Consider the following 17057-nt stretch of genomic DNA (forward strand, 5'->3'; position numbering starts at 1 on the left):
ACCACCGCCATCAAAGGCGTGACCGGCGGCGAGCATTTCGAGAATCTGGTCCCTGGCACTACCGCGGTGAACACCACCGTTACGGACACACCGGGTACCGATAACACCACCACCGTGACGCTGACAGCGCCAAGTGCCGTTAACGAAGGTGGCCAGATCACCTACACCGCGACCTTGAGTAATAAGGCCGGCACCGACGTCACGCTGAAACTCGACAACGGTTCAAGCATCACCATCAAGGCCGGTGAAACCGTCGGCACCGTGACCGTGCCTGCGCCTACCGATGACGTGTTTATCGATAAGAGCACCCAGACCGTCAAGATCACCGAAACCACTGGCGGCAATTTCGAAAAACTCGAAGTTGCAGGCAATGGCGCCACCACCACGATCAACGACACCATCGATAAAGTCGATGTGGTTCTGACCGCCACCACCACCGTCGGCGAAGGCGGCAACATCGTTTACACCGCCAGCCTTGTGGATAAAAACGGCGCACCGGTGACTAACATCACCAATCCGCTGACCGTCACCTTGGACAATGGCAAGACCATCACCATCGGCGTGAATCAGTCGAGCGGCTCCATCACCACCCTTGCGCCAAACGACGTCTACAAAGGCGACCAAACCGTCACCACCGCCATCAAAGGCGTGACTGGCGGCGAGCACTTCGAGAACCTGGTGCCGGGCACGACGGCGGTGAACACCACCGTCACCGACACACCGGGCACCACCGACCTGACCACCGTCACCCTGACCGCCCCAACCGCGGTCAACGAAGGCGGCCAGATCACCTACACCGCCACCTTGAGCAACAAGGCCGGCAGTGACATGGTGGTGCAGCTCGACAACGGTTCGAGCATCACCATCAAGCAAGGTGAGACCGTGGGCACAGTGACCGTCCCGGCGCCTACCGATGACGTGTTCATCGACAAGAGCACCCAGACCGTCAAGATCACCGGCACCACCGGCGGCAATTTCGAGGGTGTGACCATCACACCTGCGGGCGCCACCACCACCATCAACGACACCATCGATGACGTGACCGTGGTACTCAAGGCCACTGGCTCGGTCAGCGAGGGCGGGCAGATCGTCTACACCGCGTCCCTGGTCGACAAAAACGGCGCGGCCGTGAACAACGTGGGCTCCGACCTGGTGGTAAGGCTGGATAACGGCTCGACCATCACCATTGGCAGCGGCAAGTCCACCAGCTTCACGACGGCTACCGCACCGAACGATGCCTATGTCGGCGCCAATGATGTCAGCGCCAAGATCACCGGCGTGGTCAGCGGTGGCGACAAGTACGAGCATCTGATTGTTGATGGCAGCCCCGCAGTCACCAAGGTCACGGATGTAGTGACTGATACCAAAATCAGCATTACGGGCGACGGTTCGGTCACTGAAGGTGGCACCGCCCACTACACCCTGACCTTGACCAACCCGCCGCAAACCGACGTAACCGTGACGCTCAAATACAGCGGCACCGCCACTGACGGTTCGGACTTCACTGGCGTGTATACCGTGAAGATCCCGGCAGGCTCCAGCAGCGTGCCGTTTGATATCCGCACGCTCGACGACAAGATCACCGAGCCTACGGAACAGATCGTTATCACCATCGACAAGGTCACCGGGGGCAACTTCGAGAACCTGGTGATCGACAAAGGCACCGTCACCACCAATATCCTCGACAACGATGCGCCGCCGGTGCTCGACCTGGATGCCAACAACTCCAGCGGCGCCACGGGTGCTGATTACAAGACGACGTTTACCGAGGGTACCGCCGGGCCGGGCGTGTCGATCGCCGACACGGACATCAAGATCACTGACCCAGACAGCACACTGCTGACGGGCGCGACGGTCACGCTGACCAACGCACAGGCCGGTGATGCCCTCAATCTGGGCAATAGCGTGAATGGCATCAGCGTCAGCACCAACAACCAGACGGGCACTATTACCCTGACGTTGTCCGGCAGTGCGACGCTGGCTGACTACATGCAGCGTATCCAGAACATCACGTTCACCAACAACAGCCACGACCCGAGCACCACGCCCCGCACCATCACCGTGACGGTGACCGATGGCGGCAACTACTCCAACGTGGCCACCACCACCGTCAACGTGGTAGCGGTCAACGATGCACCAGTGGCCACTGGCGGTACCGTGACCGGTACGGAAGACACCGCGCTGGCCCTGACCTGGGCCAACTTCGGCGTGAGCGATGTGGACTCGCCACAAGCCAGCCTCGGGGTGAAAATCACCGAGCTGCCGGTAGCCGGCAAGCTGCAATACCTGGCGGCGGACGGCACCACCTGGACCAACGTGAGCAGCGGCCAGACCTTCACCAAGGCCCAGATCGACGGCGGCCAGTTGCGCTTCATGCCTAACGCCAACGAATCCGGCGCCGATGGTTACGGCGGCACCGGTGTAGGCAACAAGCAAGCGGATTACGCGCAGTTCAAGTTCCAGCCAACCGATGGCAAGGACCTGGGCACCAGCGCCACGGTGAAAGTGGATATCACCCCAGTGGCCGACGCACCGACCCTCAGCGTGGCGGACAACAACGTTGCCTCGACCGGGCTGGTCAAACAGGGCTGGAACAACATCGCCGGCCTTGGAAACAACGGCAATGGCGCTGCGCCAGACGTACTGAAAAAAGCCATCGACAACGCGGGCACCCCCAACAACACCTCCGTGGTGACCAACGTCGAGTCCGTCGACAACGTCACCGCCGGTTCTGGTTCCAAGATCTCCGGCCTGATCTACATGGAAGCGGGCAAGAGCTACACCTTCAGCGGTATCGCCGATGACAGCGTGGTGGTCAACGTTGGCGGTAAAGATGTTGCCAGCGGTTTGTGGGGCACCAACAGCGGCAAGTTCAGCGGCTCGTTCACGCCAACCACCACCGGTTACTACAGCCTTGAGATCTACCAGGCCAACCAGGCGGGCCCAGGCAGCTTCGACGTTAACCTGTCGATCAACGGCGGGGCGGTGCAGAACCTGAGCACCAGCACCGTGCCGTTGTACACCGGCCTTACCGACCTGACCAACGCCGGCGTCACCGTATCCGACCTGCATGGCAGCAACGGTGACGGTTACTACGTGGGCTACAAGCTCAACGAAGGCCAGGAGAACGGGACGGTCAAACTGTCCAAGGTCACCACCGCGCTGACCGACACCGACGGCTCCGAAACCCTGAGCGTGAAGATCAGCGGCATTCCGGCAGGCTCGGTGCTTACCGACGCATCGGGGCACACCTTTACTGCGGGTAAAACCGTGGGCGAAGTGAATGTCACCGGCTGGGACCTGAACACGCTGAGCATCAAGCCGCCGACCTACTACAGCGGCCAGTTCAACCTGACAGTCACCTCGACTTCCACCGAGAGCATCGGCGGTTCAGCGACCACCACCGCGCAATTGCCCGTCACGGTGCATCCGGCGACCTACAATTCGGTCACCGGCACCTCGGGCAGCGACACCATCAATGGCAGCGATGGCAACGACATCGTCGTGGCCGACATCGCCGGCCTGAACGTGGTGCAGGGCAAGAACTACAACATCGCGTTCATGATCGATACATCGGGCAGTATGGGTGCGGACTCGATAGCAGCGGCAAAAACCTCGCTGACTACCACGTTCAACTCGCTGAAAAACAGTATCGGCGCCAGCACCTCCGGCACTGTGAATATCTTCCTGGCGGATTTCAGCGACCAGGTCAATCGCACGGTGACAGTCAACCTGAAAGACCCAGGTGCATTGGACTCGCTGCAGAAAGTCCTGGACTCCATGGTGTCTACCGGCGGGACCAACTACGAAGACGTGTTCAAGGCCGCGTCCAACTTCTTCAAAAGTGCCCAGGCGACTGGCAACACTGGCGCTATTAATACAACGTACTTCATCACCGATGGTCAGCCGACGTTTTACCAAGCGTCCGAGCAGACCAACCCGTACTTGTACGGCAACGTCAGGCTCGATGATGTCGTCACCATGAACAACTACACCATAGGTACCGCCACCCGGATCAACATCGATTCGAATAACTACCTTGATATCAACTCTGCCGGCAAGGTGACCCTCTGGTCTTACGGCTGGGGATACAACAAGGGAATCATCCACGCCCAAGGGGATGGCACCTATGAAATATCGGTGCAAGGCGGCCTCGGATACGATACCGACTACTCCACCACCCTCAACTCCAACAGCGCGTTCGCACTGCTTAAAGGTCTGTCCACAGGTGGCGTAGAAGCCATCGGCCTCAATAGTGGGGTCAGCTTGAATCAGCTGGCACCGTACGACAGCGATGGCAAGCCACAGGCCAACATCGATCCGAAGGACCTCGCCAACGCTATCCTCGGCCACACCGAGGCGACGTTGCCGGGCGCGGACACCGTCAGCGGTGGCGACGGCAACGACATCCTGTTCGGCGACCTGGTGAGTTTCAGCGGGATCAATGGCGAGGGTTACAACGCACTGCAGGCCTTTGTCGCGCAGAAAACCGGCGTGGCTGTCTCTGCGGTGACCGCCTCTAACGTTCACCAGTACGTCACCGAACACTATGTGGACTTCGACGTCTCCGGCGCCAAGGATGCCAACGACACGCTGTTGGGCGGCGCTGGCGACGACATCTTGTTCGGCCAAGGCGGCAACGACACACTCGATGGCGGCAAAGGCAATGACATCCTGCTGGGTGGCACCGGCAACGACACGCTGATCGGCGGCCAGGGCAACGACATCCTGATCGGTGGCTCGGGTGCCGACACCTTTGTGTGGAAGTCTGGCGACATCGGCAACGATGTGATCAAGGACTTCAAGGCCTCGGAAGGCGACCGCATTGATCTGCGTGATTTGTTGAAAGGTGAAACCGACAGTACCATCGACAACTACCTCAAGATCACCACGGTAGACGGCGTGTCGACCCTGCAAGTGAGCAGTGAAGGCAAGCTCAACGCCGCCGGTGGCCTGGCCAATGCCGATGTGACGATCAAGCTGGAAGGCAACGACTGGTCCCACACCAGCATCAACTCGCTGATCAGTGGTGCCGACCCGACCATCAAGATCGACCACACTTAAGACACGATTAATCGGCCGCCCTTGCAGGCGGCCGTTTTTTTGGCCTGCGAGTCGCTGGCCCTGGCGGACGGTGCATCGCATACTCACGCCCATACACGCAGCGTTGACCTATGCTGTTGAACGCCTGTGGCGCATTTTCGAGGGGTTGTTATGTTTTACGTGCAACGTGATGCACAGGGCGCGCTGGTTCGCGTAGAGGCTGCTGCCTTTACCGAATCCACTGAAACCCTGCCGGCCGATCACCATGAGATACAGGCCTGGTACGCCAACGAAGTGGTGGAAACCAGCCTGGCCCAGCTCAAGCAGAGCGACTTGGAGATGATCCGGGTGCTGGATGACTTGATCCAGGTGCTGACCCGCAAAGGGGTGATCAGCGTGACCGACCTGCCGCCGGCAGCCCAGGCCAAGTTGATGGATCGTAACCAGGCGCGGGAAGCGTTGGGTGGGTTGAGCCAGTTGATCGATGATGACGAGAAAGGATTGATTTAATCCAGCCGCTCCTACCCCTGTAGGAGCGAGCTTGCTCGCGAAAAAACTGAAATCGCCACGGGGTGTCAGGCTTCGCGCGTTATGGTTGGAGATCTTCGCGAGCAAGCTCGCTCCTACAGGTAAATTATTTCCAGGGCGCGGGCTCGCCAAACAGTTGGCCCTGCACTCCGAAAATCCCCATCTCACGAATCACCTTCAGTTCGCCCTCGGTCTCTACACGCTCGGCAATCAGCGGCAGGTCAATGCTATGGGCCGCTCGCTGAATAGCTTCGATAAACAGGCGCTTGTCACTTTCCTGGTCGATGGCGCGAATGTAGCTGCCGTCGATCTTCAGGTACGCCAGGCCCAGGCGCGCCAGGTTCCCGATCATGCTGAACCGCCCACCGAAACGTTGCAGGCTGAGGGAGAAACCCAGCTCGCGCAGGCGCTGGGTCATCTGTTCCAGCACGGGCTGCTCAGGCAGTTGCTCTTCACCGATCTCCAGGGTAAGGCGCGGGCCCAGGTTGCTGTGCTGACGTAGCAGGTCATAAATACGGTTCAGAGCCTGGGTGTCCTGCAAGGTCGCGGCTGAGAGGTTCAGCGCCAGGTTCTCGGTGTGGCTGCTCATCTGCTTGAGCACCTGCTCCAGCATCAGGCGGTCCAGGCGGGCCGACCAACCGAAGCGCTCAAGCCACGGCAGGAAGCGTCCGGCCGGTATGGTGTGGCCGCCCTCGTCCTGCAAGCGCGACAGCACTTTGTAATGCAGGACCAACTGTGGGTCCTGGCTGGCCACCACCGGCTGGAAGTACAACTGGAAGCGCTGCTGGGTCAGGGCCTGGTCCAACAAGGTGTGCCAGGCATGGTGATCGTCACCGACGCTGGCGGCGGCGCTGCGGTCCAGGCATACCCAACTGGTGTCGCCCTGCGCTTGGGCCTGGGCCAGGGCCTGGTCGGCCAGGGTCAGCAGGGCTTGGGGTGCGTCGCCATGGCTGAACGGCGCCAGGCCGATATAGGCAACCGGTGTAACGTCGCTGGCGCCGGTCGCTTGCAGGCTGAGCAAGGTGCTCTCGAGGTTTTGCGCCAGTTGCACCGCTTCTTCACGCATCAACCCCGGTGCCAGCACGGCGAACTCACCGCCACGAATACGGGTGACGAGGTTATGGGTTTCCGGATACGGCGCGCACTGGCGCAGCAGTTGTTGGCCAACCGCTTGCAGCAACTGGTCGGTGCGCTGGCCACCCAGGCGCTGGTTGAGGCCGGCCAGGTCCTTGACCCGCAGCAACAGCAGGTAGCCGGAGTTGGTCTCTTCCGGGTTACTGACGCGGGCGTTGAGCTGCATCTCGAAATAACGGCGGTTGGCGAGGCCGGTGAGGTTGTCCTGATAGGATTCGGTGCGCAGTTTTTCGCTACGCTCGGCCTGTTCCTGGAACAGCGCCTTGAGCTTTTCCACCATCTGGTTCATGGCCTGTACCACGCGCCGCAGCTCTGGCGTGCGGGGCAAGTCAGGCAGGCTGAGGAACTCGCGGCGGGCAATGGCGTGGGACTGTTTGACCATATAGTCCAACGGCTTCAATTGCCGGCGCAGCAACAGCCCACCGAGCACCACGCTGACCGCGCCGCACAAGAGCAACCAGCCCAGGCTACCCAGGGCGCTTTGCCAGAGCTTGGCCAGGGCGAACATCGGATGGCTGACCACTTCTACCCGTGCGGCCTGTTCCCAGCCACGGCTGACCAGCGCATCACCACCGGCCGGCTCCAGGCCGATCAGCTTGACGAACCAGTTGGGCACGCCGTTGTTGTCAGGAATACCGCTGCGCTCGACGATGGTTTTGTCGGTGGCCAGGTCCACGACGCGGATGCTGGCGTAGTAACCGCTGTCGAAGATCGAGCTGACCAACAGCTCCACCATGGCTGGGTCATCGATATTCGGGGTCAGCGACAGCGCCAATGCCGTCGCCGCATCCTGGGCGTGGGAGCGCAATTGGTTGACGTATTGGGTGCGCGAGCTTTCCAGGCTGACCATGAAGCTGCCGCTGAAGGCGACCACCAGGAACAGACAGATTGCGATCAATAGCTGTTTGAACAGAGACATCCGATCAGTTACTCCTAGTTGGCAGGCTCGGCTGGGAAGCCTTCCGCACGCATTTTTCTCAACACATCCTGCCAGCGCGACAAGCGTTTGGTATCACCGACTTTCTTGTTGCCCTTGGCACCGGGCAAGTACAGCCCCTCGGCGTTGAATGAGTACACCGGGACCAGATCGGTGCGACGGGTGGCCGGCAGGATCTCATCCATCAGGCTGTCGAGCACCAGTGGGACAGCGTCTGGGGTCGAATAATAGGTCAGGACCATGTGCGCCCGATTCTGCCGCAAGGCCTTGACGTAGGTAATGCGCAATTTGTCGCTGGACACCCCCAGGTGACGCAAACTGAAATACTTTGCGATGGCGTAGTCTTCGCAGTCACCGGCGCCTTTCCAGAGTGCTTCGACGGGTGTCTCCCAATAATCGACAACGTGCCAGAGATCGATGTCTTCCACGTAGGTCATTTGCTTGTTGAAGAACAAATTGACGACCTTGAGCTGGTCCTGCTCGCTGACCTGTTTTTCGCTCGCCAATAGCCGCTGCCAGGCGTCGATACGCTGCTGGCCTTGCCCCAACGGGCCGTAGACGGCGGTGGCCTTGCGGCTGATCTGCGAGAAATCCCAATCGGCACGCAGCCCGCCGAGCATCAGGCCAGCCAGTAAAATTGCTGATAAAAGCCAGCAAAGCAGTCGATAGGGAATAAAACTTACCGCCAAAGTGTTCAGTCCATGAAAGAGACGGAATTTCAAGGAATGGTGAAGCCTGGCCCTACAAAAAACAATGGCACAGTGCAATCATCACAGTAGGCGGTGATTTTATAACCGCCTCCTGTGAGAGACACAAAGTATGCTGTGTAAGCCCTTACAAACGGAAACTCTGGCTGTTTGACAAGCGCCTGGCCCATCTTTAGTGTTCTTTGGATCCAATTAGCCAACCTATTATTCAAGAAAGGAGGATAGCGCAACCGTGACGCAGAAGCCGAACCCATTAAGCAGCATCAAAATCAGCGGGCCTATTCCCGCCCATCTTGCGCGCTCCGTTATTGAAGAAACCTTGCGTAATGCCATCCTCGATGGGCGATTGCCCTGTGGCACCGCCATGCGCCAGCAAGAACTGGCCAGCCTGTTCGGCGTCAGCCGCATGCCCGTGCGTGAAGCTTTGCGCCAGCTGGAGGCGCAATCCTTGCTGCATGTGGTGACTCACAAGGGTGCCGTCGTTGCCCCCTTGATCGAGGACAATTCGGCAGAGACCTATGCCTTGCGCATGTTGCTGGAGTCCGAAGCCTTGCGCCTGTCGATTCCGCTGCTCACCGACGCGGACCTTGCTCAAGCCGAGGCTTGTATCAATTCGCTGGAAAGCGAAAAAGACTACACCGAGATTGGTCGCCTCAATCGCCTGTTTCACATGGTGCTATATGGCAAGGCGCCCAACCAGCGACTGCTCACCCTGGTCGAGCACGGGTTGAATGAGGAGGAACGCTTCCTGCGCTTCAACCTTGAGGCGATGGGGCTGGGCGAGACCTCCCAGGAAGATCACCGCGAACTGCTGAGCCTGGTGGCGCAGAAGAAGGTCGAGGAGAGCATCCTGACGTTGCGTAACCACTTGATGCGAGGCATGGAGGTGATCGCCACCTACCTCAGCAGCCTTGAGAGCGCCGACAAAAAAGCCGTGCAGTAAGTTTTTTTGCTTTTGCCCTTAATCCTCAGGTGATGGAGCAGCTTCCCTATCAGGGTTGTTGCTCCATCAGAAATATTTAAAAAAATAACTATAGAACAATTAACGCCGACTTAGTGTACGGAAAAATCCCACCTATAGCCGGGCAATTTACCGCATATATAAACATCGGCAAAGTCCTTTAATACATTTGCATACCGGTTCAAACATTCAATCAGCTTATTATCTTCGCTCAGCAAGCCACGCCTTCCCATACCGCTGCGGCCGCCTATTTAAATGGTAGCGCCGTGCGCGTGAACGCGATCAAGTTACTCTTGCACCCACAACTATAACAGTCCAACACTGCTTTTAAAGCACTCGCAACAACTATAGGCGTCAACCATGCATCACTATTTACTTGAGCAAAAAAAACAAAAACTGTTCGACCACCCGTTATTTATAGAAATAACCACCGTTGGCAAGTTACAACACTTTATGGAACACCATGTATTTGCTGTCTGGGACTTCATGAGCCTGACCAAACGCCTGCAACAGGACCTCACGTGCACGCAGTTACCCTGGCTCCCCTGCGCTGCCCCCCGCGCTGCCCGCCTGATCAATGAAATCGTGCTGGCTGAAGAGTCTGACGAACACCCGACACGGGGCTATTGCAGCCACTTCGAGCTGTACCTTGACGCGATGACGGAAGTGGGCGCCAGCACCGTCGCAATCACTCGCTTCATCGACCTGCAAAGCCAGGGAGTGGAGGTAAGCGCAGCCTTGCAAATGAGCGATGCTCCCCTGGGCGTGGCCCGCTTCGTCGACAGCACCTTACAAATCGCCTTGAGCGCCCCGACCCACTGTGTGGCGGCGGCGTTCCTGCATGGCCGCGAGAGTGTGATTCCGTCAATGTTCAAGGGGCTTTTGCATAGCCATGCGTTCATAGGTCGGCAGGCCCCTACGTTATGTTACTACCTCAACCGCCATATCGAATTGGACGGCGATGACCACGGCCCTGCGGCGCAACAGTTGCTAACGCACCTGATCGACGCCGACCCCAGTCGTCAGCAACAAGCCGATAGCGCCGCCCTGGGCGCCGTGGAAAGTCGTATTACCCTCTGGGACGACGTGCTGGCCTCGATGCAAGAGGTACGTCCGTGAACGCCGTCAGCTACCAATCCTTTGCCGATGACTGGGAACGTCGCGCAACCATCCGCACACGCCCCCGGCGGATGTTGGAAGACGACGACAAACTCATCTTCCCCCTGTGCCGCCAGCCTCTGGTGCTGAGTGCAACCTTTCTCAAGCACTGCCCGCAATGGCGCAACTTCGTGCTGGTGCAAAGCTTCTACAAATTCATCAATGACGTGGTGATTTTCGAAACCGAGATCGTCGACAAAACCGCGCGCAGCATTGCTAAAAATCGCTTCTCCCTGCCCTTCCCGCTCGCCTGCCGTTACGACGCGATGACGGTCGTTGTCGACGAGGATTACCACGCGCTGGTAGCCCTGGATTTCCTTCAGCAAGCCGTGGCAATGACCGGGATTCAACCGCTCGATCTACCCGGGCAAATTGAACTGAGCCGCGCGCTTCCGGCAGCCCAGGCGCAGGTACCGACATATTTGCACGATGCCGTTGAGCTGATCGGCGTCGCCATCGCCGAGAACACCGTCACCCATGACGTCGCAGCGTTTTCCAAAGACGCCAGCGTCAAATCCTCTGTCCGCGGCCTGATGGCCGATCATCTGTTTGATGAAGGGCGGCATGCGCGGTTCTGGACACAGTTGGTGCGCCTCTACTGGCAGTCGGCAAGCTCGCAAGATCGCGACCACATTGCTCAAGCCCTGCCCGTATTCCTGACGCACTACCTGACCAACGAGCTACAAAAAGACTTCGATCTGCAACTGATCGAACACTTGACGATCAGTGCCCACACTCGCGTGGTACTGCGCGACGAAATCCGGGCGCTGGATTTTCCCATCACCCACCAACATCCGCTGGTGGCCAATATCATGGGCTTTCTGCACCACAGCGGCGTACTGCAAACCCCCAGCGTGGCACGAGCCCTGCACGACTATCTGCCCGTATCGATGAGGTTGGCATGAGGCGCTTGCAGATCGAGTGGCGTGGTACCACTAACGCTCTGGCGGCGCTCAAGCAGGAGCTGGAGCAGTATGGGCATGTGGCAGGAGCGGGGTCTGTGGATCTGGTTATTGAAGACGGGAGTCAGCCGCTGCCGCCCTCGCCCGCCAGTGCGCCATGGTTAAGCTTGCGCGTGGGTATCGGCCCGCTCTGCGAACACGGGCTGCCCTCATTGCAGTTGCGCTGCTATGACCGGGAGCGGCGCCTGCTGACGGTGCACGACGTTGCCCAGGAACCCAGCGGCAATGGGCAGCGGTTGCGTCAGCAGGCAACGAATGCAGTGGTGGAGTGGGCTGCTTTGTTGGTCTGCGGTTTTTCAAGAGACCCCGCCTACTTCTCGGCAACGGCCGCTGCTAACGCCTGGCCTGAACAGGGCCTGCAGGAGTTGGATGCCTTGGCTTTCATGCACCGGTTCAACCACACGGCGGACCCTGCCTTGTTGCAAGCGGCCCGAACGCCCATGATCGAACGGCTGCAGGCCAGCCTCAATACCTTCGCACATCGAACAGTGCTGAACATCGCCGGTCATGCGCTGACTTATCGGCAGCTCCAGCAACAAGCCATGGCTATTCAACAACGCCTGCTTCCCTTGCTGGAGGATGCCGAGGCTCCACAAGTGGTCGGCGTATGCCTGGAGAAATCCGCCGAGTTGTACGCCAGCATTCTCGCGGTGCTTGGCTGTGGCGCCGTGTATTTGCCGCTGGTGCCTGACCACCCGGAGCAACGCCAGCACTGCATGCTGACCAGCCTCAAGGCCTGTGTGCTGCTGGAGAATGGCCAGCACCCATTGCGAGAGCGTTTCGTTTCACTTGATGTGAGCCAGGTTGCCGCGCACAGCGCCGACATGACGCAACCGCTGATGCACCGTCATCCCCGTGCCGACGAGCCGTGCGTGGCACTGTTCACCTCGGGTACGACGGGCCAGCCCAAGGGGGTACTGCTGAGCCAATACAACCTGGCGCATTTCACGGCCTGGCTCGTCAGTTGCGTGGCGTTGGATCAACACAGTCGCGTCCTGCAGTTTTCGCCACTGGGCTTCGATTCTTCACTGATCGATATTTTCCCTGCATTGATCGTTGGCGCCGCGTTGATTGTCCCCAGCCCAGACCAACGTCACGACCCTCAGCAACTGGTAGAGCTGATTCGCAAGCAACGCGTCACTCATGGGTTTGTGCCACCGGCACTGCTCAGCATCCTGCCGCTGGATCAGCCATTGGGCATGACTCATTTACTGACCGGAGGTGATTTCTGCGAGCCCTGCGTGATCGAACAACTGGCCGGTCAATGCCAGCTGCATAACCTCTATGGGCCGACCGAGGCCACTGTGTTGGCGACCCATCGGGTATTCCAACGAGGTGACAGCCATCGCAATATCGGCCTCCCCATCGCTAACAGCCAGGTGCTGATTCTCGACGAGAACCTGCAGCCCGTGGATGAACAGGTAATGGGCGACTTGTACATTGTCGGTCCCGGAGTAAGCCTGGGTTATTCAAATACACCATCGCGGCCCGACAATCCGTTCGTGGCGCTGACACTGCCAAATGGCCAAGTGCTACAGGCTTATCGCAGCGGCGACTTGGCAAAATGGACGCAAGAGGGCATCGAGCTGGGCGGCCGCAGGGATGAGCAAGTCAAGATCCGCGGGTTTCGAGTTCAGCCTCAGGATATTGAACAGTGCTTGCGCGATAGTCGCTTGTTTCGCCAAGTGGCAGTGGTGATCGATACGGCACACAGAGTCATCGGATTTGCCGCCCAGCCGGAATCTGGCGCCACGCTGGCAAGCCTGAAGGAACATGCTCGGCAGTGGTTGCCCGTGCATATGCAGCCCAGCGCTTGGAGCGAACTGGCATGCATGCCCCGTTCGAATAACGGCAAGATCGATCGCAAGGCCTTGTTGGCCATGCCTATACCCATACCCATCGGGAGGGATCGCTGTCGCATACAAGACCCTTTGCAGGCACAACTGGCTGACGTGTGGGGTGAGCTGCTGGGATTACCCGCAGGCGAACTCTCGATTGATGAGAGTTTTTTCAACCTCGGTGGCCACTCCATCCTGTTGTCGACTCTGTTGCTACGCCTGCGCGAGCAGTTTGGCCGCAGCTTCTGCCTGAGCCCCTTTTTTGAGACGCCGACCATTCGCACATTGGCCGCACTCATGGATGGCGGCACGCTGCCGGATAAACCGTCCAACCAGATGGAGCAAGATACGACGCGCGCACTGAAGGTCGAGGTTCTGCCCGACACCCTTGCGGGAGATTCGCGCAAAGCCATCGTTACTGGCGCAAACAGCTTTGTCGGGGTGCATATCGTCCAGGCACTGCTGGCTGGCGGGGCGCAGGACGTGGCGTGCCTGGTGCGTGAGTTGCCCGACCATTCGGCGGCGGCAAGGTTCGCCCAGGCATTACGTGAATACCGCTTGGAACATCTGGACCTGAGCCGAGTACAGGTATACGCCGCCGATATTCGTAAACCTCGCCTGGGCTTGGCCGACGACGTGTACGAGCACCTCGCCCGTCATTACGGCGTGTTGGTGCATAACGCCGCGCAGGTCAATCATGTGATGGATTACGCCTCACTCGCAAAGGACAACGTCGAGCCGGTGCTGGAATGCCTGCGTCTTTGCGAGACCCATTGCAAGAAGGTCCTCAATTTCATCTCGACGCTCTCAGCCTGCAGCAGCGTAGACGTCGACGGGTACGTGCTTGAAGCGCCTGCCCGACGCGCACTGCCGCTCTATGTGAAAAATGGCTACAACCTCTCCAAGTGGGTAGCCGAGCGGCTATTAGGACGGGCAGTTGAGCAAGGGGCCTGGGTCAATATTCATCGGCCGGGAAATATCAGCTTCAACAGCCAGAACGGCGTTTGCCAGCCACAGAAAAACCGCTTGATGTTGATGCTCAAGGGGTCTCTGCAATTAGGGATGGTCCCGCGACTGGACGCCAATTTCGACCTGATGCCGGTGGACTTCCTGGCGCGTTTCATCGCCTTCCACAGCGCTCACTTTGACCCTGGGCGACATGTGTTCAACCTGCACAACCCGCTGCCCTTGAGTTGGGACCAGTACCTCGACGCCTTCAGCGAGGCTGGGCACGTTTTTGACCGAGTCAGCGTTGAACACTGGCAACGGGCGTTGCGCAACGTAAGTCGCGATAACGCACTGTTCGGGGTGCTGGGCTTTTACCTGGACGGACTGGGCGAAGACATCGGTGATACATCGATGATCCGTTACGACAATGCCCGGTGGGGCTTGGAAAAAATGGGGATGTGCTATCCACCCAAGAGCCAGGCGCTGTTACGCAAAGGCTGCGACTACCTGAGCGCTATCAACTTCCTCTGAATAGCACCCTGGACGTGAGGCCAAGCGATCGGAGCGAGAGGCCTCGCTCCGATGCGGTCAGGATCAGATCTTGAAGCTATCGACCAATTGCTTCAGTCGGCTGGCCTGCTGGGACAGCGCATCGCAGTCCTTGAGCGTCTCGTTGAGGTTGGCCACACCCTGCTGGTTCAGCAAGTTGATCTGGTTGATATCGACGTTGAGGGTTTCAACCACTGCGGTCTGCTCTTCGGTGGCGGCCGCGACGGATTGGTTCATGCCGTCGATCTCAACGATACGTTGCGTCACGCTGACCAGACGCTCACCTGCCTGGTTGGCGACTTCGACGCTTTCTTCGCTGGAAGCCTGGCTGGCGTTCATGGTGGTCACAGCTTCACGCGAGCCCACTTGCAGCGAAGTGATCATCTTGTGGATTTCTTCTGCCGACTCCTGGGTACGGTGCGCCAAATTACGCACTTCATCCGCCACCACGGCAAAACCACGCCCGGCTTCACCAGCACGGGCCGCTTCGATCGCCGCGTTGAGGGCGAGCAAGTTGGTTTGTTGGGAAATACCTTTGATCACATCCAGGATGTGCCCGATGTTGTCGGTACTGGCATTAAGGGTCTCGATCTGAGTGCAGGACAGGCTGATCTTCTGCGACAACTCAGACATCGCCTGGATGGTTTGCTCCACCACTTTACGACCATCGTCAGCTTGTTCGCTGGCACCACTGGCGTGCTGGGACGCATCCGCGGCGTTGCGCGCGATTTCCTGGGTGGCAGCCCCTAGTTCGTTGATGGCTGCGGCCACGCTGTTGGTACGCGCGCTCTGTTCGTCAGAACCGATGATCGACGCATTAGATGAAGCCATCACACGCTGGGACAAATCGTGCACCTGGCGCGTTGCCGAAGACACTTCGGAAATCGACGCGTGGATTCGCTCGACGAACTGATTGAATGCGCTGCCGACCTCGCCGAACTCGTCTTTGCTGGTCACGTCCAGACGTCGGGTCAAATCACCTTCGCCTTGGGCAATGTCCTGCATGGCCACGCCCATGGTGGTCAGCGGGCGCAACAGGACTTGAATCAACAGGCTCAGGAGTACCGCAATGGCGACAACGGCAATCAACATCGCAATCAAGGCCGAAGTACGGAACTTGCCCAGCGGGGCATAGGCTTTTTCTTTGTCGATCGAAAGGCCGATGTACCAGTCAGCGCCAGGCAAGCCGCTGATAGGCGTGAAGGAAAGGATGCGATCCTGACCGTTGAGGACAACGTCCTGATTGAGCTTCTCAATGCGCACATGGGTGCCAGGGTAGATGTCCTTGAGGTTCTTCATCACCTGGTCCTGGTCTGGACTGACGATGACCTGGCCATCACCGCTGACCAGGAACGCATGGCCGATACCACCGAAGTCTACCGAGTTGATGATCTTCACCAGTGTCTGCAGGCTCAGGTCACCACCGACAACACCCAATAACTCGCCGTTCTTTTTCACCGGCATGGCAATTGTCACGATCTGACCGCCCACAGCCGCCATATAAGGCGGAGTAAGCATGGTTTTGTCCGCCACTACTGCTTGCTTGTACCAAGGGCGCTGACGAGGGTCATAGTCGTCAGGCATCTTCGCGTCAGGGCGCTGGGTGAATACCCCGTTGGTTTGACCTACATAGGTGAACTGGAAATTGGTGGTGAATGCTGGCTGATCGACCAAACCAGGAAGGTCGGCCGCACTGCCTTGGTGGGCAACGTTCTGCGCCAGATTCTCGAGGACCAGGATGCGACCACTGAGCCAGTTCTGCACACTGCTGGCGGTCAGCTCGCCGGATTGCTGGATGGACGATGTCAGGTTTTGCCTGATGGTACTGCGCTGCAGGTAGTCGTTGTAGAGCGTAAATAGCGCGAAGGCTAAAACCACGACGCCTGACGCGGCCAACAGAATTTTATGACTGAACTTGAGATTCATTTCATCGACTTCTTTTGCCAAAGGGGGGTGAGCGTGCCGAGTGGAACATTCCATGTAACGGGATAGGCGGACTCTGCGGTCGCTCTATTTCGGTGCACGCATGGCTCGTCAGGCTTTCGGCCAAACTTCGACAAATCTTAGAAATTTGTGAGAAGCATCTTCTTTTAGCGTAGGAAACCGACAGGCGGTAGGGATAAGGCAGATTCGCTGTGATGGCTGCCCTAAACGACAAAACCCCTGTCTGCGTTAGCAGACAGGGGTTTTGGAATTCAATCTTGACGATGACCTACTCTCACATGGGGAAACCCCACACTACCATCGGCGATGCATCGTTTCACTGCTGAGTTCGGGATGGGATCAGGTGGT

The 17057-nt window shown here is 58.6% G+C and carries 8 protein-coding genes, 1 rRNA gene and 1 pseudogene; 6 read left to right on the plus strand and 4 right to left on the minus strand.

The features are described from left to right. Both BT199_RS26445 and BT199_RS26450 read left to right on the plus strand, forming a co-directional pair. Positions 1-5064 (plus strand): annotated as a pseudogene (locus tag BT199_RS26445) (LapA family giant adhesin); the annotation flags it as partial. A 150-nt stretch (positions 5065-5214) separates the two neighbouring features. Then, positions 5215-5553 (plus strand): hypothetical protein, encoded by a 339-nt coding sequence (locus BT199_RS26450; RefSeq protein ID WP_003187438.1) that lies wholly within the window; start codon positions 5215-5217, stop codon positions 5551-5553. A gap of 124 nt (positions 5554-5677) precedes the next feature. On the opposite strand, the gene lapD is transcribed toward BT199_RS26450, so the two are convergent. Further along, positions 5678-7624: a cyclic di-GMP receptor LapD gene (gene lapD, locus BT199_RS26455; RefSeq protein WP_072435770.1), complete on the minus strand. Its 1947-nt coding sequence runs from the start codon at positions 7622-7624 to the stop codon at positions 5678-5680. Positions 7625-7638: 14 nt separating this feature from the next. Then, entirely contained in the window at positions 7639-8262 is a 624-nt protein-coding gene (gene lapG / locus BT199_RS26460) for a cysteine protease LapG (RefSeq protein ID WP_019819857.1), read from the minus strand. Between the two features lie 319 nt (positions 8263-8581). Here lapG and BT199_RS26465 point away from each other — a divergent pair, with 319 nt between their 5' ends. From BT199_RS26465 to BT199_RS26480, 4 genes are all read left to right on the plus strand, one after another. Then, positions 8582-9292, plus strand: a complete 711-nt coding sequence (locus BT199_RS26465) for a GntR family transcriptional regulator (RefSeq protein WP_014716363.1) — start codon at positions 8582-8584, stop codon at positions 9290-9292. A 378-nt stretch (positions 9293-9670) separates the two neighbouring features. Beyond that, entirely contained in the window at positions 9671-10429 is a 759-nt protein-coding gene (locus BT199_RS26470) for a DUF3050 domain-containing protein (protein WP_060766969.1), read from the plus strand. Continuing rightward, a complete protein-coding gene (locus tag BT199_RS26475; RefSeq protein ID WP_072435771.1) occupies positions 10426-11373 on the plus strand; it encodes a diiron oxygenase in 948 nt (315 codons plus the stop codon). The genes BT199_RS26470 and BT199_RS26475 overlap by 4 nt, the downstream gene beginning before the upstream one ends. Next, positions 11370-14747 (plus strand): amino acid adenylation domain-containing protein, encoded by a 3378-nt coding sequence (locus BT199_RS26480; RefSeq protein ID WP_072435772.1) that lies wholly within the window; start codon positions 11370-11372, stop codon positions 14745-14747. The genes BT199_RS26475 and BT199_RS26480 overlap by 4 nt, the downstream gene beginning before the upstream one ends. Before the next feature lie 63 nt (positions 14748-14810). On the opposite strand, the gene BT199_RS26485 is transcribed toward BT199_RS26480, so the two are convergent. Continuing rightward, complete coding sequence (locus BT199_RS26485; RefSeq protein ID WP_014716359.1) at positions 14811-16691, minus strand: methyl-accepting chemotaxis protein; 1881 nt, start codon at positions 16689-16691, stop codon at positions 14811-14813. A 273-nt stretch (positions 16692-16964) separates the two neighbouring features. Then, positions 16965-17057: ribosomal RNA gene (gene rrf / locus BT199_RS26490) — 5S ribosomal RNA — on the minus strand; the annotation flags it as partial.

Origin of the sequence: Pseudomonas sp. NFR02 (genome assembly GCF_900119375.1) — a bacterium.
GTDB classification, from domain to species: Bacteria; Pseudomonadota; Gammaproteobacteria; order Pseudomonadales; family Pseudomonadaceae; genus Aquipseudomonas; species Aquipseudomonas paracarnis.